The organism is Rhizobium sp. O111 (assembly GCF_055616315.1).
The window spans coordinates 336,865-355,561 of record NZ_JBSHXL010000002.1 but is presented as its reverse complement, the minus strand read 5'-3'; the positions used below and the strand labels follow the sequence as shown (position 1 = coordinate 355,561).

Sequence of the window (18,697 nt, the reverse complement as noted above, 5' to 3'; positions counted from 1 at the left end):
ATGCCCAGGAGCTAGTTAGAATGTTTCCTTTACAGTTAGATGACGGTTGCCGCCTTCTCGCTATCCACTGCATCGAATGGATGATCCTTGCGCGGTTTTGCCCTCGATTTCAGGCTCTAACAAGCGGCCCGGATGCGCAGTGACAATTCGATGACGAAAATGAAACGCGGTTGGAAAGGCGTGTTACGCCTACGACACATGATCGCTCTAAAGAGGCGCCGGAAGACGTCGCTGGCCTGAGTTTGGCCTGCGGCTTGGAACCGGAGAAGCGCCGTGAAGATCATCCACATCACCGATACACATCTGAGCCCCAACAAGCCGCATTTCAACGGCAACTGGGCGCCCTTGGTCCGCTGGATCGAGGAAACCGGCGCCGACCTGATCGTCCACACCGGCGATCTCAGCGTTGACGGCGCAGATAAGGACGAAGATCTGACCTTTTCCATGGATCTGATGCGCGAAGTGTCGATCCCCATGCTGATCGTTCCCGGCAATCACGACGTCGGCCACCTCCCCGGCTCCGCTCAGCCGGTCAATCCGGAACGCCTGGCGCGCTGGCGCAATCTCGTCGGCCCCGACTACTGGGTCAAGGATATCGGCGAGTGGCGCATCATCGGCCTCAACAGCCTGCTGATGGGCTTTGAGGACGCGGAAGAGCAGGCGCAGTTCGACTGGCTGCAGAAGACGCTCGCCGAACGCGGTGACCGCCGTGTCGCGATCTTCGCGCACAAGCCGCTGTTCGTGGACGACGCCAATGAAGGCGACACCGGTTACTGGAGCGTGCGCCCGACGCAGCGCCGCAAGCTTTACGACCTGATCGCCGCCCACGACGTCGCGCTCTTTGGCAGCGGCCACCTGCACTGGACGTGGAAGGGTGAATTCGGCCAGACCTCCGTCGTCTGGGCGCCGCCGACGGCCTTTATCCTCGATACGATGGAACGCGAAATGCCGGGCGAGCGCCTGGTTGGTGCAGCCGTGCACGAGCTTGGCGACGACGTCACCACCGAACTGGTCGCCGTACCCGGGATGACCGCCTACTTCCTCGACGATGTCGTGGAGGAGGTCTATCCGCAGGCAGCACCGAAGAAGCAGCGCGAGCGAGCGGAATGAGCGCGCTTTCCCTTCGCGGTATCACCAAGTCCTTCTCCGGCAACGCCATCCTCAAGGGCGTCAGCCTTGACGTCGAGCCGGGCGAGTTCATCGCGCTGGTCGGCCCGTCGGGTTGCGGCAAAAGCACGTTGCTGCGCATCCTTGCCGGCCTCGATCACGCCGACCAGGGCCAGATCGTCATCGGCGGCGAGGATATGTCGGCGATCGCCGCCGCCGATCGCAATATCGCGATGGTCTTCCAGTCCTACGCGCTCTATCCGCATCTGACGGCCGGCCAGAACATTGCCGTTCCGCTCGCCATGCGCCGTCTCTCCGGCGCGCAGCGCTTGCCATTCGTCGGCTCCATGCTTCCCGGCCAGCGGGCCATCAGCGCGGCGATCGCGCGTGATGTCGCCGAAATGGCGAAGTCACTGAAGATCGACCATCTGCTCGACCGAAAGCCCGGCCAGATGTCGGGCGGCCAGCGCCAGCGTGTGGCTCTGGCGCGCGCCATGGTGCGCCATCCGAGCGTCTTTCTTATGGACGAGCCGCTCTCCAACCTGGATGCGAACCTGCGTGTCCACGCCCGTGGGGAGATCGTAGAGCTGCATCGGCGCGCCGGCGTGCCGACCGTCTACGTCACCCATGACCAGGCCGAGGCCCTGTCGATGGCCGACCGCGTGGCCGTGATGATCGGCGGCAATCTGCTTCAACTGGCAAGCCCGCAGGTCATTTACGATGACCCGGCGCATATTGAGGTTGCCCGCTTCGTCGGTCAGCCGCGCATCAATGTCGTGCCGGCGCTCGCCGAAAGCGGCATGGTGTCCTTCGGTGGCGTCAGGCTCGGCTTGCACACCCCTGTTTCGGCCCGCACGCCGGTGAGTCTGGCGATCCGCCCCGAATTCGTCCGCCTGGCGGATAGTCGTGAGGATGGTCTTGCGGCGAAGGTCGAGCGCATCGAGTTCCTCGGCTCCGAGGTCATCCTCTACTGCAAGCTCGATGCGATCGGCGAAACAATGATCGCCAAGCTCTCGCCGGCGGAGGCCAGCGGGGTCTCGGCTGGAATGCCCGTTGCTCTCTCGCTGTCGGCGGACAAGGCCATGGTCTTTGCCGAGGATGGCAGCCGCATGAAGGCAAGCCCGATTACGATCGACGCGACGCTGGAGAAGGCTCATGGCTAGCATCGCCATGGACGCACCTGCGGCCCGCAAGACCACGGCAGCGCGCGAACGCAATGAAGCACGCACGGCCTGGCTTCTAGCACTGCCCGCCATCATCCTGATCTTTGTTTTCGTGCTTCTGCCGGTAGTCGCGGTCGTCCTGCTCGGCTTCACCGATTTCGAGCTTGGCATGGGCAAGTTCCGCTTCGTCGGTTTCGAGAATTACGCGCACCTGATCAACGATCGCGCCTTCCGCAAGGCTCTGTGGAACACGACCTGCTATACGGCGATCGTCGCCCCTGTTTCGATCGTCCTCGGCCTTGTCGTCGCTCTGCTGATCGAAAGCGAGACCACCGCGCGGAGCTTCTTCCGCACGGTCTACTTCCTTCCGGTGGCATCACTGATCGTCGCCATGGCGACCGTCTGGCAATATCTCTTCCACCCGACCATCGGGCCGATCAACAGCCTGCTGGCGCTGGTCGGCATCCCCGGCCCCAACTGGCTGGCGGCCTCCAGCACCGTGCTCTACAGCCTGTCGATCATCGGCGTCTGGCAGTCGGTCGGCTTCAACATGGTGCTCTTCCTGGCCGGCCTCACCGCCATTCCGCGTGAGCTCTATGCGGCTGCCGAAGTCGATGGTGCCCGCTCGGCTTTCGACCGGTTCCGTCTCGTGACCTGGCCGATGCTCGGGCCGACGACGCTGTTCGTCACGACCATCAGCATCATCAACTCGGTGAAGGTCTTCGAGACCGTCCAGACCCTGACCCAGGGCGGGCCGAACCACGCATCCGAAGTGCTGCTTTTTAGCATCTACCAGGAAGGCTTCGTCTATCTGCGCGTTGGTTACGCATCGGCGATGACCGTGGTGTTCCTCGCCATCCTGATGGTGCTCACCTTCCTCCAGTACAATGTTCTCGACCGCCGGGTGCACTACTCATGAGCGTAAACACGATGACCGCCAACCGGTGGACCCTTGGCCGCGTCAGCCGCCTGGCACTCCTTTCTTTCGGAGCGCTGCTGTTCCTCGCGCCCTATGTCTTCATGCTCTCGACGGCAGGCAAGGCGCAGAGCGAGATCTTCACCTCCGCCCTGTCACTGATCCCGACGAATTTCTACTACGTCGCCAACTTCACCAAGGCGCTGACCCGCGTGCCGATGGGAACGCTTCTGTGGAACGGGGTGCTCGTCTGCGGGCTGATCTTCTTCTTCCAGGTGCTGATCGCCATTCCCTGCGCCTACGCCATGGCAAAGCTGAAATTCCGCGCGGCGCGGCTAATGATGGTTCTCGTCATGCTCGGCCTGCTGGTGCCGATCCACGCGACCGCCCTGCCGCTCTATGTCGGCTTCAACAGCCTGTCGCTGCTCAACAGCTACACCGCGCTGGTGGCTCCGTTCTCGATCTCGGTCTTCGCGATCTTCATGTTCCTTCAGTTCTTCCGGTCGATGCCCGACGATCTGATCCATGCAGCGCGCCTTGATGGGATGTCGGAACTCGGGATTGTCGCGCGCGTCATCGTGCCGAATGCCTGGCCCGCCGTCACCGCCTTTTCGATCTTTTCGGTCGTCGCCCACTGGAACGACCTCTACTGGCCTCTCGTCGTCATCACCAAGCAGGACTACGCCACGCCGCCTCTCGGCCTGATGTATTTCCGCGCCGCCGAGGCCGGTGACGACTACGGCGCGCTGATGGCCGCCACCATGATCATCACCCTTCCCCTCGTCGCCGCATTCCTGCTCGCGCAGAAGCGCTTCGTCGAGGGTATCACCATGACCGGTCTCAAAGGCTGACCGGTCGCCTCAACCCAGGAGAACGAGCGATGAAACGTATCACCCAGCTTCTCGCCGCAGCGGCCATCTCGATGGCGACAACCGTACCGGCCTTCGCCGAGACGACGCTGACGGTCCACTACCCGATGCCGGGCTTCTTCAAGGACGTGATGGACACGATCTCGAAGAAGTTCATGGAAGAAAATCCGGATATCAAGATCCAGTTCGCCAGCCCGTCTGCGACCTATGAAGAAGGTATCCAGACGATCCTTCGCCAGGTCGGCACGTCGGAAATGCCTGACCTGACCTTCATCGGCCTGAACCGCCTGCGCATGATCGACGAGCGCGATGTCGCTGTCGATCTCGGCCCGCTCGTCAAAAAAGACGGCAACATGGCCGAGCAGGGCTTCTCGGACACGATCCTGAAGCTCGCCCAGGTCAAGGGCAAGCAGATCGGCCTCGCCTTCGCGACCTCGACCCCGATTATGTACTACAACGCCGATCTCGTTAAGGCCGCCGGTGGCGACCCCGAGAACCCGCCGAAGACCTGGGACGAAGTGATCGCGCTCGGCGGTAAGATCAAGGCGCTCGGCAACGGCGTCGATGGTATCGACTTCCGCTGGCAGGGCGACGACTGGATGTTCTCGGCGCTGCTCTTCGGCGCCGGCGGCTCCATGCTCAGCGAAGACGAGAGCAAGGTCACCTTCAACGGTCCGGAAGGCCAGAAGGCCGGCGAAGTCATCGAGCGCATGGTCAAGGAAGGCGGCCTGCCTGTGTTCACGAAGTCTGCCGGCGAGCAGGCATTCGCGGCCGGCAAGGTCGGCTTCGAGTTCCAGACAACAGGCGCTCTGCGCAACACCATCAAGAACGCCGGCGACAAGTTCGACCTGCGCACGGCTCCGCTGCCGCTGCTCGACCCCGCCAAGGGTCACCTGCCAACCGGTGGCAACGCCGTCGTCATCCTGACCAAGGATGCCGCCAAGCAGGAAGCCGCCTGGAAGTTCGCCAAGTTCGCGGCCGGCCCTTACGGCGCCTCGGTTGTCGTACCGGGCACCGGCTACGTTCCCAACAACGAGCTGGCCGCCAAGTCGCCTGATTATCTCGGTGACTTCTACGCCAAGAACCCGCTGTTCCAGGCCGGCCTGAAGCAGATGCCGCTGATGGTTCCGTGGTACGCCTTCCCGGGCTCCAACGGTGTTCGCGTCACCCAGACGATCGTCGACAACCTCTCGCGCATCGTCGACCAGTCGTCGGCGCCGAAGGAAGCACTCGACGACGCAGCCGCCGACGTCGAAGGCATGCTGCCGCGCAGCTAAGCGCGACCGGATGGTCGTATCGAGCCGTCGCACCCCGTGCGGCGGCTCTTTCTATTTGGATGACTGGTTCAGATCGCGGACGGTCCCGCCCTTGTGCAGCGAGTAGGCGAGCTCCAGATGCCGATCGGGCGCGGCGTTCTCGACCATGTCAAGCAGCAGCGACGCCGCCGTGGTGCCCATGCTGGCATCAGGCATGTTCATCGTCGTCAACGGCGGATCGATCAGTCGGCCGATGACGATGCCATCGAAGCCTGCGACCGACATGTCTCGCGGCACGGACAGACCTTCGCGACGGAGCGCTGCGATCACCCCCAGCGCCAGAAGGTCATTGGAGCCGATGATCGCGGTCGGGCGACCGTCCCGGATGGCGGTCAGGATGTCGATCTGGTCGTATTCCGAAACGAAGGAGATCTGCATCGCATCGAGCGGCGGCTTCCCGACTTCCCGCAACGCTTCGAGATAGCCCTGGTAGCGGCGCGCGGCGCGGTCGGAAGCGGCAAAGCTGCCGGACACGAACAAGATTCGCTCGTGCCCCATCTGCAGCAGATAGCGCGTGAGGTCGCGGCCGGCAGCGAAATTGTCGACGGTAACGGCAGCCGGATGACGCTCGGTCGGCAGATTGTGCAAGAGCACCGTTGGCGGCAAATCGCCAAGGAGCGCCTGGCTGGTCAGGCCGTTGCAGACGGTCAGGATCAATCCGGTCGGCCGTTCGCTCATCAAGCCCGATACGGCATCCGCCTCCTGCAGCGGATCGTAATTGGACTGGGCGATCAGCACACTGTGACCGGCGCTCAGCATGCGATTCTGGATGCCTGACAGGGACGCGGCGAAGACGGGGTTGGTGAGGCTCGGCACGAGCACGCCGATGACGGGGCGTCGCCCGCCCTTGGCAGTGGCGCCGGGAGCGCGATAGCCGAGTTCGCCGGCCGCCTTGCGCACCTTGCCGACCATCGCGGGGCTGACTGGCCCGCTATGGTTCAGAACGCGGCTCGCCGTCGCCGTGGAGCAGCCCGCACGTTCAGCAACTTGGCGCAGTGTCGCCATGGATCGTTTTCCCGCGTTCTCGGACAGAGCCTCCCGCAGCCGGCTTTAGCAGGGATGGCGCGGCGCGCGCAAGAATACGCGCGGTTGCACCTTGTCGCACCCCTTCACCCCCGATGAGCACAATTCAGCCGCCGCCTTGCCGATCGGCAAATTTGCGCACGTCTAAAGCCGGTATGGGTGTAGAAAACCGTTGAAACGTCGCCTATACCGATCCGTACATGCGCACTTTAAGGCAGGTACAAAAGGTAATGGCAGCAGCACGAGCTTCGGGATCATTCCACGGGCGGGATCGGGGTGTCCGATGTCCCATCGGGGATGGCTTGCCATTCCCCGGTCGTTTACCCGAGGTGATACCCGATGACCGAACCCACACGATTGCGTTGCAGCACTGATATCCGCCTGCTGAAGCTGCCTGAATACCTGCATCTGATCGTCGACCGGCTGGCGAGCTTCGACGCCGCCGTCGTACAGACCGATGACAGCGTGACCTTCGAATTCCCCTTCGCCTCCGCGCGTTTCGACATGGCGCCCGAGCAGCTGACGATGGAAGCCTCATCTGTGGACGAAGAGGGCCTTCGCCGCGCCAAGGAACTACTCGGCGTCGCCGTCGAACTCTACGCGAAGAGCGAAAAGCCGCAATTCGTCTGGTCGGGTGATCTCGCCGGCGACACGACACTCTCGTCCTTCCGGCTCATGCGCGTCGAGCGCGCCTGGCAGGTCACGCCGGGCATGCGACGCGTACGTTTGACGGGCAGCCATCTCGAGCGCTTCGACAACCCCAACAGCATGCACATCCGCATGTATTTTCCGACAGCGAATGTCCCCGAGCCGGTGTGGCCGATCGCCGGGCCGAACGGCCTGACGTTCTGGCCATCGGAAGAGCGCAAGCCGGTCGCACGCGTCTACACCATTCGCGAGATGGATGCGAAGGCAGGCTACATAGATGTCGATTTCGTCGTCCACGGCGATGGCGATGGCGCGCATGAAGGTGTCGGCTGCGCCTGGGCCATGCATGCGAAGAAAGGCGACGAGGTCGGCATCATGGGACCGCTCGGCCGCCCGGTGAGGCCGGCGGACTGGTACATCATGGGATGCGACGAGACGGGATTGCCGGCACTGAGCCGAATTCTGGAGCGGCTGCCGGCCGATGCGCGCGGCCATGCCTTCGTGGAAGTCGCGCGCGCGACCGACGAGCAACCGATCACACATCCCGAGGGTATCGAGCTTCGCTGGATCCATCGCAACGGGGTTCCCGGTGGCGAGCACGGCGAATTGGTCCGCGCGATCCGCGCGGTGGATTGGCCCGAGGGCGTCTCGAGCTTCGGCTGGTTCGCCTCCGAGAACGAGGCCACCAAGGAGATCCGCGAGTATTGGCGCGACACGCTGTCCTATGGGCGCGACCAGACGCTGGCTGCCGGCTACTGGAGGCGAGGCTTCACCGGACTAATGGCCGGTTGATCGGGGCGACCTCGCATGCCTTTATAGGGACAGGCATCGGCAGAGCGGTGATGGGAGCGAAGACATCCGCCTCATTCATCGCTGGGCCGCAGCGGACGCTGAGGTGACATTCGGCTTGCGGAACGCCATGTGTCTGCAGTAGGTCACGCTCTCAACCTTTGCGGCCGCGTATGTCGGTCGAACAGCGGCACGTGTCGATAAGGAGTGCTCCGATGAATGAAGCCCAGTTCATGGCACTATGCAAAAGCGGAAAATTCAAGGAAGCACTGGCGCTTGCCCTGGACGGCAAGGAAAAGGCGAAGTTTTCGCCGAGCCGCTTCGCAATCGATAAGAAGTCGGGCACGCCAATATTCTATCGCGGCAACAAACGCGTCGAGATCGGCGCCGATGGCGAGTGGGAACTGGCCAAAAACAACTGGCAGCCTGGCGGTCCACAGGACTGAAGTCCGCCACACCGTCATTTGAAAGCGGCACGTTATGTGCCGCCTCCCCTATTCTCGCTCAGGCAGCGCGGGCTGCGTTCAGCGGAATCTCGACGTCGATCTCGAGGATCGACATGTGCTCATCGCGGTCCATCTTCACATGCACGCGGTCGTTGTCGACCTGCACGTGCTTGGCGATGACGGCGAGGATTTCCTCGCGGAGAACCGTAATCAGATCGGAACCGGTCGACGACCGCTCGTGAGCCAGGAGCACCTGCAGGCGCTCGCGAGCAGCCGGTGCGGTTCTCTGTTTTCCAAAAAGCCGAAAAATGCTCATGCGGCCTTCCTTCCAAAAATCTTGCCGAAGATACCGCGCTTCTCGCCAGGCACCGTCATCGCCACCTCTTCGCCGGCCAGGCGGCGGGCGGCGTCGAAGTAAGCCATGGCGGGTGCACTCTTGCTGTCTGCGAGCGTGACCGGAGCGCCGATGTTGGACGCGCGCAGAACGTCCATGCTCTCAGGAATGATCCCGAGCAGCGGTATGGAGAGGATCTCCAGCACGTCGTCGACCTTCAGCATGTCGCCACGCTCGGCGCGGTTCGCATCATAGCGGGTGAGAAGCAGATGCTTCTCCATCCGCTCGCCGCGCTCGGCCTTGAGCGTTTTGGAATCGAGCAGGCCGATGATGCGGTCCGAATCGCGAACCGACGAGACTTCAGGATTGGTCACAACGACGGCGACATCGGCATGGCGCATGGCAAGCGTCGCGCCGCGCTCGATGCCGGCAGGGCTGTCGCAGATGACCCAGTCGAAATGGCGCTTCAGGTCGGCCATGACGCGCTCGACGCCTTCTGCCGTGAGGTTGTCCTTGTCGCGTGTCTGCGAGGCAGGAAGGAGGAAGAGCGTCTCGAGGCGTTTGTCGCGAATCAGCGCCTGCGACAGCTTGGCGTCGCCCTGGATGACGTTGATCAGGTCGTAGACGACCCGGCGCTCGGCGCCCATGACCAGATCGAGGTTACGCAGCCCGACGTCGAAGTCGACCACGACGACCTTCTCGTTTCTCTGTGCAAGAGCCGCTCCAAGTGCCGCGGTGGAGGTTGTCTTTCCAACTCCGCCCTTGCCTGAAGTGACGACGATGACTTTCCCCATCTTTCTCTCCTAATATCTGGCCAACCTCGGCTCAGCTAAGTTTCTCGGCCTTGATCGCGTCGTCTTCCAGCCAGAGCTGGACGGCTTGTCCGCGAAGCCCCGGCTCCAGGTCTTCCGCCATTTTGTAAATGCCATCGATGGCAACCAGTTCAGCCTCGAGCCTGCGGCAGAAGATGCGAGCCGAGGCATTGCCCAACGACCCCGCCATCGCCCGTCCGCGCAAGGCGCCGTAGACATGGATCGAACCGCCGGCGATGACTTCCGCGCCTGATGAGACCGACCCGATGATGGTCACGTCGCCTTCCGCGAAAATCACAGACTGCCCGGAGCGAACCGGCTCCCGGATAACCAGTGACTGCGGAGTTTGCCGCGTCTCGATTGCGTCAGGCTTGCGTGGCGCTTCGAGCACAGGTTCGTTCTGCGGCATTTCGAAATCGGAAACCGGACGCCCGCCCTTAAGCGCCGGCGGCATGCCCGGTCCGATCAGCGAAGGACGCCCGCCTTCGATGCCCATGATGCTGACATTGCGCTCGCCGAGCGCCGCGATCAGCTCCTTCAATTGCGCGCGATCAACCTCCAGCTCGCTGATATCGAGCACGACGGGGCGACCTAGGAAGAAGCCGGCCGATCGCGCGGCCAGATCATCCAACCGCACCAGCCAGTCATCGAGCGGTAGGTCCGGCGATAGCATCACCGCCAGGAACGAGCGGCCCTTGATACGGATGGAGCGGGCGTCTGTTAGCAATTTGGTCATCTACGTTAAGAAATCGTTGAGAATTTATTAACGATGATTTGGTTAACAAAAGGTTAACGCCAGGTCGCGACAGCGTGAAGCCGACATTGCTCGCGCGACATTTTTCGGGGCTGGTTCGGCGTTCATTCCACGCACCGGGAACCGCCCGAAACTGGCTACGTTGGCACCGCCTGAGCCACCAAGAGCAACCAAAAGCCGACAAATTCGGGCCGGAATTTCGCGGCCCAATGGTTGCCCGAGGCATTCCGTTCTCACCAACTAAATTGACGCACACAGATTTTAAAGTTGACGCGCGCAAAGTTTAATGATGAATAGGCGGCGTCGGTTGGCTCAGGAGGCGGCCAGATCCGACGGCCCCAAGCACAGGCCTCGACACGTTTCCGGGAGGAAGAATTGACTATTTCTCGCATCGCCAAGCCGCTGCTCGTTTCCGCCGCCTTCACGCTCGCCGCTTTCTCCGCACAGGCTGAAGGCATTGGCGCGTCGCTTCTCACGCAGCAGCACCCATTCTATAACGAGCTTGCAAAGGCGATCACCGCTGAAGCCAAGGCCAAGAATGTCTCCGTCGAGATCGCGATCGCCAATCAGGACCTGAACAAGCAGCTCGCCGACATCGAAGACTTCATCGTCAAGGGCGTTGACGTCATCATCATGTCGCCAGTCGACAGCAAGGGCGCGCTCGCAGCCGTCGCCCGCGCTGAGGCAGCCGGCATCAAGGTCATCACCGTCGACGTTCCGGTCGAAGGCGCCAAGGTTTCGTCCTACATCGGCACCGACAACTATGCCGGCGGCGTAAAGGCCGGCGAACTTATGGCCGAGCAGCTCGGCGGCAAGGGCAATGTCGCGATCATCGACTATCCGTTGGTCCAGTCGGTCGTGAACCGCGTCAACGGCTTCAAGGAAGCCATTGCCAAGCACCCCGACATCAAGATCGTATCGATCCAGACCGGCATCACCCGCGCCGAGGCTCTCGCCGTCGCGCAGAACATGCTGCAGGCAAACCCTGACATCAACGGCATTTTCGGCTTCGGCGACGACGCGGCTCTTGCTGCAGCGGTTGCAGTCAAGTCGTCCGGCCTGACCGGCAAGGTCAAGGTCATCGGCTTCGACGGCATGCCTGAGGCGATCAAGGCTGTCGACAGCGATCCCGACATGGTCGGCGTGATCCAGCAGTTCCCGGACCAGATGGGCAAGCTCGCCGTCGATACAGCGCTGGACATCAAGGCCGGCAAGGACGTGCCCGCCGAGCAGCCGATCGTTCCCGGCGTTTACGTCAAGAAGCAGTAAAGTCCTCCCAAGGCGCACTGTGCGAAGGTCCCAAGTATCGCACAGTGACCGCTCCTTCCGGCGGCCGGGTTCTTTCGAAGGGCTGGCCGCCGGAAAGCAGCGATATCCTCGCGACAAATCAGAGCGCCCCACGCATCCGCCCGATGCCTGCGGCTCTTGGTGAAAGGTGACGCCATGGAAACCTCCGGCGACAACGCGATCCTCGAGATCAAGGACATTACAAAAGTCTTCGGCGCGGTGACCGCGTTGAAGAACATGCAGCTGAAGGTTCGGCCCGGCCGGGTTCATACGATCCTCGGTGAAAACGGCGCCGGCAAGTCGACGCTGATGAAGATCCTGGCCGGCGTCTACCAGCCGACATCGGGCTCGATCCTCCTAGACGGCAAACCCTACGCGCCGGCCAATCCGCAGGATGCGGCGGCAGCGGGACTGACGATTGTCTTCCAGGAACTCAGCCTCTGCAACAATTTGAGCGTCGCAGAGAACATTCTCGCGACCCGCGAACCGACCAGGGCCGGCTTCATCAACGACAAGGCGCTGGTGCGCCAGGCGGCGGCGATCGTCGCCGACCTGAAGCTGCCGATATCGGTTCAGGAGCGCGTCGGCGACCTGTCGATCGCCCAGCGCCAGCTGGTCGAGATCGCCAAGGGTCTGAGCATCGACGCCAAGGTCGTCATCCTCGACGAGCCGACGTCCTCGCTCAGCGACAGCGAAGCCGAGATCCTGTTCGAGATCATCGGGCAACTGAAAGCACGCGGCGTGGCCGTGATCTACATCTCGCACCGCATGGAAGAGATCATGCGGCTCAGCGACGACATCACCGTCGTCCGCGATGGTAGCTACATCACCACCCGCGACAAGTCCGAAGCCACGATCGACGAGCTGATCGCCCTGATGGTCGGCCGCGACATGAACGAGATTTACCCGCCGCGCGACGTGCCGGCGCCTGAGCTTGCAGAAAAGCCGGTGCTGGCGGTGAGCGGCCTTTCCAGCCACGACGAGTTTGAGAACATCTCATTCGATGTGCGCCCCGGCGAGATCCTCGGCTTCTTCGGCCTGATCGGTTCCGGCCGTTCGGAAGTGATGAAGACCCTCTTCGGCATGACGCAACCGACCTCGGGCACGATCTCGATCGACGGCAGCGCGGTGACGATCACCTCCCCCGTCGATGCCATCAACCGGCGCATCGGCTTCGTGACCGAGAACCGCAAGGAAGAGGGGCTCGTGCTTAGCCACAGCGTCGAGAGCAACATCTCGATGGTGGCGCTCGACAACTATTCCAGCTCCTTCGGCTTCCTCAAGCGTCGCCGTGAACGCGACGACGCGAAGGTGGAAGTCAGCCGGCTCGCCATCAAGACGGCGTCGCTTGAAACCTCGGCGGGATCGCTATCCGGCGGCAACCAGCAGAAGATCGTGCTGGCCAAGTGGCTGCTGACAAAACCGAGGATCCTCATCCTCGACGAGCCGACACGCGGCGTCGATGTCGGCGCCAAATTCGAAATCTACAAGATCATCCGCCAGCTGGCGGCGGAAGGCACGGCAATCCTGCTGGTGTCCTCCGAACTCCCCGAAGTCATCGGCATGAGCGACCGCGCCGTCGTCATGAGCGAAGGGCGGGCCACCGCCATCGTTGCCGGCGATCAGATGACACCGGAGAAGATCATGAGCTTTGCTACGGGATTTGTATCATGAGCGACAGACACGCAGCTAATGCCGCATTCCGGCAGGTAATGAAGCAGTATGGCGGTATTTTCCTATCGCTGATCGTCCTTTGCGTGATCTTCTCGATCACCAACCAGCGGTTCATGTCCGTTGCCAACTTCCTGAACGTGCTGCAGCAGGTTTCGGTCATCGCGATCGCCGCCTTCGGCATGACCTGGGTCATTCTGCTCGGTGAGATCGACCTGTCGATCGGCTCGATCATCGCTGTCGCCGGCATGGTCGGCGCGCAATGTTTCGCGTTCGGTATGGGCTTCGTTCCCGCACTCGTGCTGACGCTCGCCGCCGGCGCGCTTTTGGGTCTCGCCAACGGCGTGCTGACGGCGAAATTCCTGCTGCCGTCTTTCATCGTCACCGTGGCCACGATGGGTATTTATCGCGGCATGGTCAGCCTGCCGACGAACGGCGCGCCTGCCATGATCATGGAGCCGACCTGGACTGCTATCGGCACCCAGAGCTTCATCGGCATCCCGATCGTCATCTGGGTCGTGGCGGTGCTCTTCCTGTTCAACCACATCCTGCTCAGCAAGACCAAGTTCGGCCGCCGCGCCTATCTCACCGGTGGCAACCGCGAGGCAGCGCTCTATTCCGGCATCAAGGTCGATCGACTGAAGATCATCATCTTCATGATATCAGGCATCATGGCGGCGATCAGCGGCATTCTGCTCTCCTCGCGTCTGTTCTCGGCCCAAACCAACGCCGGCATGAGCTACGAGCTCGACGCCATCGCCGCGGCCGTTCTCGGCGGCACGAGCCTTGCCGGTGGTGTCGGCACCATGATCGGCACGCTGATCGGTGCGCTCATCATCGGCGTCCTCAACAACGGCATGAACATGCTGTCGGTGCCTTACTTCTACCAGCTGATCGTCAAGGGCCTCGTCATCCTCGTCGCCGTCTATCTCGACGTGCGCTCGAAGCGCGCCAAGCAGTAAACTTCAAGAGCAGATAGCCATGTCGAAAATCCTCACCATCGGCGAAATCCTGGTCGAAATCGTCGCCACCAATCGCGGTAATGGCTTTCGCGAAGCCGTGCCGCTGATCGGCCCCTTCCCTTCGGGCGCACCGGCCATCTTCATCGACCAGGTCGGCAAGCTCGGTCAGGAATGCGCGATCATCTCCCGCGTCGGCGACGACGATTTCGGCTGGGTCAACATTAATCGCCTGACCGAAGACGGTGTCGATGTCTCCGGCATCGAGGTTGTCCCGCAGGGCACGACCGGCAGCGCCTTCGTTCGCTACCGCGAGGACGGCAGCCGCGCCTTCGTCTTCAACATCCGCCACAGCGCCTGCGGCGAGATCGAGCTGTCGGAGAAGACGCTGGCGTTGATCGACGGCTGCACGCACATGCACGTCATGGGCACCGCTCTCTACGCCCCAAGCGTGGTAAAGAGCATCCTCACTGCCGTTGAACGCATCAAGGCCGCCGGCGGCACCGTGTCCTTCGACCCGAACCTGCGCCCTGAAATCCTCGATAGCCCCGGCATGCGCGAGGCGCTGCAGACCGTTCTATCGGTTACCGATCTTTTCATGCCGAGCGGTGAGGAACTGTTCCTGTTCGCCGAGGCGAGGACGGAGAAAGAAGCTGTCGCCGAGCTGCTCGCCAAGGGCATCAAGGCCATCGTCATCAAGCGTGGCGAAAAGGGTTCCAGCTACTTCGACAAGACCACCCAGATCGATCTTGAGGGCTACAAGGTCGAGGAAGTCGACCCGACCGGCGCCGGCGACTGCTTCGGCGCGACCTTCGTCACCTTCTGGCTGAAGGGAATGCACCCGGCCGAAGCACTGCGTTACGCAAACGCCTCCGGCGCCCGCGCGGTCACCAAGGCCGGCCCGATGGAAGGCGCATCCACCCAAGCCGAACTCGACGCCCTCATCAAAGCGCAAGGACAAGCCTGACATGCAGAAGAGCTACCTCACGGATATCGCACAATGGCGCCACGGCAACGGCGTAAAGGGCATTCCCTCGATCTGCTCGGCCCATCCTCTCGTCATCGAGGCGTCGATGCTGCACGCGCTGAAGCAGGATGCATGCCTGCTCGTCGAGGCGACCTGCAACCAGGTGAACCAGGACGGCGGCTATACCGGCATGACGCCCGCCGATTTCCGCGCCTTCGTGGAAAAGATCGCGGCCGATACCGGCTTTCCGCTGGGGAAGCTGATCCTCGGCGGCGACCACCTCGGTCCCAATCCATGGAAGAGCCTGCCCGCCGACGAGGCGATGGCCAAGGCCTGCACCATGATAGAGGCTTTCGCCAAGGCCGGCTTCACCAAGCTGCATCTCGACACCAGCATGGGCTGCGCCGGTGAGCCGATTGCCCTGCCCGATGCGATCACCGCTGAGCGCGCAGCAAAGCTCGCCTCAGTGGCCGAGGCGGCGCTGAAGAGCTCTGATGGCATCAAGCCGGTCTACATCGTCGGTACGGAAGTACCGATCCCAGGCGGTGCCATGGAAGAGCTTGATGAGCTCGAGGTGACCAAGCCGGAAGCTGCGCGCGAAACCATTGCCATCCACCGCCAGGCTTTCGAGGCCGCCGGCGTGTCGGATGCGTTCTCCCGTGTTGTCGGCGCCGTGGTCCAGCCGGGCGTGGAATTCGGCAACGAGAACGTCATTGCCTACGCTCCTGAAAAGGCTGCTGCACTGAGCGCCACGCTTTCGGACATGCCGGGCATGGTCTTCGAGGCCCACTCCACCGATTACCAGAGCCGCGACATGCTGCGCCAGCTCGTCATGGATGGTTTCGCCATCCTCAAGGTTGGTCCCGGCCTGACCTTTGCGCTGCGCGAGGCCTATTACGGGCTCGACCAGATCGCCGCCTTCCTGTTTCCCGACATGCGCAAGGAGACGCTGGTCGCGACCATCGAGCGCGTGCTGACGGCGGATCCCAAGAACTGGGACAAGTATTATCACGGCACGGACGCCGAAAAGCACATTCAGCGCCACTTCAGCTACAGTGACCGTATCCGCTACTATTGGCCGCAGCCGGAGATCGACGCGGCGGTGAAGGCACTGTTTTCGCTGCTGGATGGCGTGCAGATTCCGGAGACCCTGATCAACCAGTATCTCACAGGCGCCTATGTCGGCGTGCGTGATGGCAAGATCAAGCCGGAGGCACGTTCGCTGGCGCTCGCAGCCATCGACCGCGTATTGGAAGATTATTTCGAAGCCTGCCGCGCCTAAAGGCGCGGCTTGCACCGGCGCAAAAGTTTTGATTGAACTGCGTCAAATATTTCAATCGATTAAAAAAGCGGGTGGGACGCGCGTTTGTCAGACAGGCCGATCAAAACGATGGAGGACTTTTCCGAGTATGTCGGCCTATCGCGGCCGACGGTCTCGAAGTATTTCAACGACCCGAGCTCCGTGCGGCGCAAGACCCGCGACATCATCGAGGCCGCGCTCAAGGAGAGCGGCTTTCGCCCCAACCTCTTTGCCGTCAATCTCAATCGCCGGCGCAGCAACATCATCGGGATCATTATTCCCAACTCGACCGACCCGTTCTACATGGCGTTGACGCGCCGGGTCGAGCTCATCGCCAACGATGCCGGCTTTCTCGCCTTCGTGCTGTCGTCGGATGGCAATGCCCTGATGGAAGCGCGCGCCATCGAAACGCTGAAATCGATGAACGTCGCAGGCGCCATCATCGCCCCGCTCGGCGTGCAGTCGCATCACGAAACGCTGCTTGCGCTGTCGGCGTCGATACCGCTGATCTTCGTGGATTCGCCACTGGACGATGTCTCGCCTTTCGTCGGCACGAACAACCGCCAGAGCTTCCAGCTGATCGTGGATTATCTGTGCCGGTCCGGGGAACCCCCATGCTACCTGGGGATGCCGTCGGTCAACACCAATGCTTCGACGCGTGAGACCGCCTATGTCGAGGCGATGACAGAACTGCGGATGGAGCCGATCGTGCTGCCCATCGAAAAGGCGGCAGGCTGGGACTTCGAAAAATTTGGCTATGACGAAACGAAGCGAATTCTCGAGGGGGGCGGCTTCCCGACCGCGACAGTTCTCTGCGCGAACGACCGCGTTGCATTCGGGGCCATCGCGGCGGCCTTTCAGGCCGGCGTCAAGATCGGCCGCACGCCCGATTGCAGCCTGCGCATTGCCGGCCACGACGACCACCCACTGTCACGCTATGCCTGCCCGCCGATTACGACCGTCGCGCAGAGCTACAACGACATAGGCCGCATCGCCATGCAGTTGTTGCTGCAGAAACTGGACCAGGAGGCCGAAGGATCGGCGTTGAGCGTGCCTGAGCAAGTCCTGCTGAACGCAGAGATCATTCTCAGACAATCCGCATAAACCAGCCGCCATTCGTTTCACGCGTTGGACATCTGCTCATGTGTATCGGGGCGCCGATGCCGACGCCCCGAATGCAATGACATCAGCGGGTGGCAATGACCATCTTGCAAAGGCTGACCAAGCTGGCTTCAAAGCCACCCGATCGCACGACGTCCTTGCAGCGCGTCTTTGCCTTCGCACGATCCCTGGCCGACATGTCGTTGATCATCGCAAGGCTGCGATCCCGTTCAGGGGTTGCGCCGCTATCGCTGCTATCGTTGTCGCCCGTGCCGGTGCCGGGGGTGCCAGGATCGACGGAACCCGGGCCGGAGGGTGTCGTCGTCGACGGGATGGCAAGGCTGATTTCGGCAAGTGTATTGTCCCCCAGTCCGACGTTGGCCATCGCGTTGGCGCTGGCAAGGCCCGTGCCGCCTACGGTGGCATCGACATCCGCATTCACACCGCCCGAACCGCCGATGCTGGCCGTGACACCGGTGTCGAGCAGCGGACCACTTGTCGAGCCATTGCCACCGGAACCGGCGGTGTTTCCGCCGACCACGACATTGGCGTTGACATCGGCAAGCGTATTATCGCCGGCGCCGACATTGGCGACTGCAACTACGGTCGCGACGTTCGAGCCGCCCACCGCAGCGCCGACATCGGCATTCACGCCATTTGTGCCGCCAACGCTGACAGTTGTGCCAAGATCGACCAATCCGGCAGGGTTACCACTCGTGCCAGCAGCCTCGCCGCCAATCGCGACGTTTGCATTGACGTCCGCGAGCGTGTTGTCTCCAGATCCGACATTGGCGAGGGCGTTCACGGTCGCAAGGTTAGAACCGCCGATCACCGCATCGACATCCGCGTTGACGCCGCCGGTTCCACCGATTGTTGCTGTGGTACCGACGCCCAAGCCACCGGACGAACTGCCGGTGCCGCCGACGGAGGTGGCACTGTTGATGCCGCCGGAACCACCAACCGATGCGTTGACACCAAGACCGCCGCTAGAGTTGCCTCCGACATCCGCGTTCACGCCGCTGGCCCCGCCGACGGAAACATTCGCGAGGTTCGAGCCGCCGCCGACGGTGGCGTTGACCCCATTCGTGCCGCCAATGGACACGTTCAGTCCGCCGCCGCTACCGTTGACGCTGATCCCGTTGGAGCCGCCGATATCAAAGGCTGCGGATGGCAGCGGAACGAGGACGCTGGCACAGCCTGCGGCCAATGCGGCAATAGTTGACTTCATGTACATC

At 62.3% G+C, this 18,697-nt stretch carries 18 protein-coding genes; 13 read left to right on the top strand and 5 right to left on the bottom strand.

Going from position 1 to position 18,697, the window contains the following annotated elements; all coding sequences use genetic code 11:
- The first annotated feature begins 273 nt into the window (after positions 1-273).
- The 5 genes from ACVTFQ_RS21195 to ACVTFQ_RS21175 are packed head-to-tail and all read left to right on the top strand — an operon-like array spanning position 274 to position 5,332.
- The gene (locus tag ACVTFQ_RS21195; RefSeq protein WP_112435228.1) at positions 274-1,110 is read left to right on the top strand and encodes a metallophosphoesterase family protein; all 837 of its coding nucleotides are present in this window, start codon (positions 274-276) and stop codon (positions 1,108-1,110) included.
- The gene (locus tag ACVTFQ_RS21190) at positions 1,107-2,270 is read left to right on the top strand and encodes an ABC transporter ATP-binding protein (RefSeq protein WP_112949412.1); all 1,164 of its coding nucleotides are present in this window, start codon (positions 1,107-1,109) and stop codon (positions 2,268-2,270) included. Before ACVTFQ_RS21195 ends, ACVTFQ_RS21190 begins: the two co-directional genes overlap by 4 nt.
- Positions 2,263-3,189, top strand: coding sequence for a carbohydrate ABC transporter permease (locus tag ACVTFQ_RS21185; RefSeq protein WP_047504204.1), 927 nt, complete (start codon positions 2,263-2,265; stop codon positions 3,187-3,189). Before ACVTFQ_RS21190 ends, ACVTFQ_RS21185 begins: the two co-directional genes overlap by 8 nt.
- Before the next feature lie 11 nt (positions 3,190-3,200).
- Positions 3,201-4,037, top strand: coding sequence for a carbohydrate ABC transporter permease (locus ACVTFQ_RS21180; protein ID WP_112949457.1), 837 nt, complete (start codon positions 3,201-3,203; stop codon positions 4,035-4,037).
- 29 nt (positions 4,038-4,066) lie between these two features.
- Entirely contained in the window at positions 4,067-5,332 is a 1,266-nt protein-coding gene (locus tag ACVTFQ_RS21175) for an ABC transporter substrate-binding protein (protein WP_112949413.1), read from the top strand.
- Between the two features lie 51 nt (positions 5,333-5,383).
- Here ACVTFQ_RS21175 and ACVTFQ_RS21170 read toward each other — a convergent pair whose 3' ends face one another.
- Positions 5,384-6,376 carry a substrate-binding domain-containing protein gene (locus ACVTFQ_RS21170; RefSeq protein ID WP_112949414.1) on the bottom strand — a complete coding sequence of 331 codons (993 nt, stop codon included), beginning with the start codon at positions 6,374-6,376 and terminating at the stop codon, positions 5,384-5,386.
- Positions 6,377-6,733: 357 nt separating this feature from the next.
- On the opposite strand from ACVTFQ_RS21170, the gene ACVTFQ_RS21165 reads away from it, so the two are divergent.
- Positions 6,734-7,834 carry a DUF2218 domain-containing protein gene (locus ACVTFQ_RS21165; RefSeq protein WP_112949415.1) on the top strand — a complete coding sequence of 367 codons (1,101 nt, stop codon included), beginning with the start codon at positions 6,734-6,736 and terminating at the stop codon, positions 7,832-7,834.
- Between the two features lie 212 nt (positions 7,835-8,046).
- Positions 8,047-8,277: a hypothetical protein gene (locus tag ACVTFQ_RS21160; protein WP_018896963.1), complete on the top strand. Its 231-nt coding sequence runs from the start codon at positions 8,047-8,049 to the stop codon at positions 8,275-8,277.
- Positions 8,278-8,335: 58 nt separating this feature from the next.
- Here the strand turns inward: ACVTFQ_RS21160 and minE are convergent, their stop codons facing one another.
- From minE to minC, 3 genes are read right to left on the bottom strand one after another with little or no spacing between them, the layout of a single operon-like run.
- Positions 8,336-8,593 (bottom strand): cell division topological specificity factor MinE, encoded by a 258-nt coding sequence (gene minE / locus ACVTFQ_RS21155; RefSeq protein ID WP_018896962.1) that lies wholly within the window; start codon positions 8,591-8,593, stop codon positions 8,336-8,338.
- Positions 8,590-9,405: a septum site-determining protein MinD gene (minD, locus tag ACVTFQ_RS21150; RefSeq protein ID WP_018896961.1), complete on the bottom strand. Its 816-nt coding sequence runs from the start codon at positions 9,403-9,405 to the stop codon at positions 8,590-8,592. Before minD ends, minE begins: the two co-directional genes overlap by 4 nt.
- Before the next feature lie 31 nt (positions 9,406-9,436).
- Positions 9,437-10,159 (bottom strand): septum site-determining protein MinC, encoded by a 723-nt coding sequence (gene minC, locus ACVTFQ_RS21145; RefSeq protein ID WP_112949416.1) that lies wholly within the window; start codon positions 10,157-10,159, stop codon positions 9,437-9,439.
- 393 nt (positions 10,160-10,552) lie between these two features.
- Between minC and ACVTFQ_RS21140 the strand changes: the two genes are divergently transcribed.
- The 6 genes from ACVTFQ_RS21140 to ACVTFQ_RS21115 all read left to right on the top strand — a co-directional run bounded on the left by ACVTFQ_RS21140 (position 10,553) and on the right by ACVTFQ_RS21115 (position 17,465).
- Positions 10,553-11,446 carry a substrate-binding domain-containing protein gene (locus ACVTFQ_RS21140; RefSeq protein WP_112949417.1) on the top strand — a complete coding sequence of 298 codons (894 nt, stop codon included), beginning with the start codon at positions 10,553-10,555 and terminating at the stop codon, positions 11,444-11,446.
- Positions 11,447-11,620: 174 nt separating this feature from the next.
- Positions 11,621-13,138, top strand: coding sequence for a sugar ABC transporter ATP-binding protein (locus tag ACVTFQ_RS21135; RefSeq protein ID WP_112949418.1), 1,518 nt, complete (start codon positions 11,621-11,623; stop codon positions 13,136-13,138).
- Positions 13,135-14,097: an ABC transporter permease gene (locus ACVTFQ_RS21130; RefSeq protein WP_018898013.1), complete on the top strand. Its 963-nt coding sequence runs from the start codon at positions 13,135-13,137 to the stop codon at positions 14,095-14,097. Before ACVTFQ_RS21135 ends, ACVTFQ_RS21130 begins: the two co-directional genes overlap by 4 nt.
- A gap of 19 nt (positions 14,098-14,116) precedes the next feature.
- Complete coding sequence (locus ACVTFQ_RS21125; protein ID WP_112949419.1) at positions 14,117-15,061, top strand: tagatose kinase; 945 nt, start codon at positions 14,117-14,119, stop codon at positions 15,059-15,061.
- A 1-nt stretch (position 15,062) separates the two neighbouring features.
- Positions 15,063-16,343 carry a D-tagatose-bisphosphate aldolase, class II, non-catalytic subunit gene (locus ACVTFQ_RS21120; RefSeq protein WP_112949420.1) on the top strand — a complete coding sequence of 427 codons (1,281 nt, stop codon included), beginning with the start codon at positions 15,063-15,065 and terminating at the stop codon, positions 16,341-16,343.
- Between the two features lie 108 nt (positions 16,344-16,451).
- On the top strand, positions 16,452-17,465 hold the full coding sequence (locus tag ACVTFQ_RS21115) for a LacI family DNA-binding transcriptional regulator (protein ID WP_112949421.1): 1,014 nt from the start codon (positions 16,452-16,454) through the stop codon (positions 17,463-17,465).
- A gap of 82 nt (positions 17,466-17,547) precedes the next feature.
- On the opposite strand, the gene ACVTFQ_RS21110 is transcribed toward ACVTFQ_RS21115, so the two are convergent.
- Entirely contained in the window at positions 17,548-18,690 is a 1,143-nt protein-coding gene (locus ACVTFQ_RS21110) for a beta strand repeat-containing protein (RefSeq protein WP_470423996.1), read from the bottom strand.
- Between the last annotated feature and the right edge of the window lie 7 nt (positions 18,691-18,697).

Bases quoted from the DNA above. Each gene is read 5' to 3' on its own strand.
- ACVTFQ_RS21190 (WP_112949412.1), top strand. From the start codon at position 1,107: ATGAGCGCGCTTTCCCTTCGCGGTATCACCAAGTCCTTCTCCGGCAAC.
- ACVTFQ_RS21185 (WP_047504204.1), top strand. From the start codon at position 2,263: ATGGCTAGCATCGCCATGGACGCACCTGCGGCCCGCAAGACCACGGCA.
- ACVTFQ_RS21180 (WP_112949457.1), top strand. From the start codon at position 3,201: ATGACCGCCAACCGGTGGACCCTTGGCCGCGTCAGCCGCCTGGCACTC.
- ACVTFQ_RS21175 (WP_112949413.1), top strand. From the start codon at position 4,067: ATGAAACGTATCACCCAGCTTCTCGCCGCAGCGGCCATCTCGATGGCG.
- ACVTFQ_RS21170 (WP_112949414.1), bottom strand. From the start codon at position 6,376: ATGGCGACACTGCGCCAAGTTGCTGAACGTGCGGGCTGCTCCACGGCG.
- ACVTFQ_RS21165 (WP_112949415.1), top strand. From the start codon at position 6,734: ATGACCGAACCCACACGATTGCGTTGCAGCACTGATATCCGCCTGCTG.
- ACVTFQ_RS21160 (WP_018896963.1), top strand. From the start codon at position 8,047: ATGAATGAAGCCCAGTTCATGGCACTATGCAAAAGCGGAAAATTCAAG.
- minE (WP_018896962.1), bottom strand. From the start codon at position 8,593: ATGAGCATTTTTCGGCTTTTTGGAAAACAGAGAACCGCACCGGCTGCT.
- minD (WP_018896961.1), bottom strand. From the start codon at position 9,405: ATGGGGAAAGTCATCGTCGTCACTTCAGGCAAGGGCGGAGTTGGAAAG.
- minC (WP_112949416.1), bottom strand. From the start codon at position 10,159: ATGACCAAATTGCTAACAGACGCCCGCTCCATCCGTATCAAGGGCCGC.
- ACVTFQ_RS21135 (WP_112949418.1), top strand. From the start codon at position 11,621: ATGGAAACCTCCGGCGACAACGCGATCCTCGAGATCAAGGACATTACA.
- ACVTFQ_RS21130 (WP_018898013.1), top strand. From the start codon at position 13,135: ATGAGCGACAGACACGCAGCTAATGCCGCATTCCGGCAGGTAATGAAG.
- ACVTFQ_RS21125 (WP_112949419.1), top strand. From the start codon at position 14,117: ATGTCGAAAATCCTCACCATCGGCGAAATCCTGGTCGAAATCGTCGCC.
- ACVTFQ_RS21120 (WP_112949420.1), top strand. From the start codon at position 15,063: ATGCAGAAGAGCTACCTCACGGATATCGCACAATGGCGCCACGGCAAC.
- ACVTFQ_RS21115 (WP_112949421.1), top strand. From the start codon at position 16,452: ATGGAGGACTTTTCCGAGTATGTCGGCCTATCGCGGCCGACGGTCTCG.
- ACVTFQ_RS21110 (WP_470423996.1), bottom strand. From the start codon at position 18,690: ATGAAGTCAACTATTGCCGCATTGGCCGCAGGCTGTGCCAGCGTCCTC.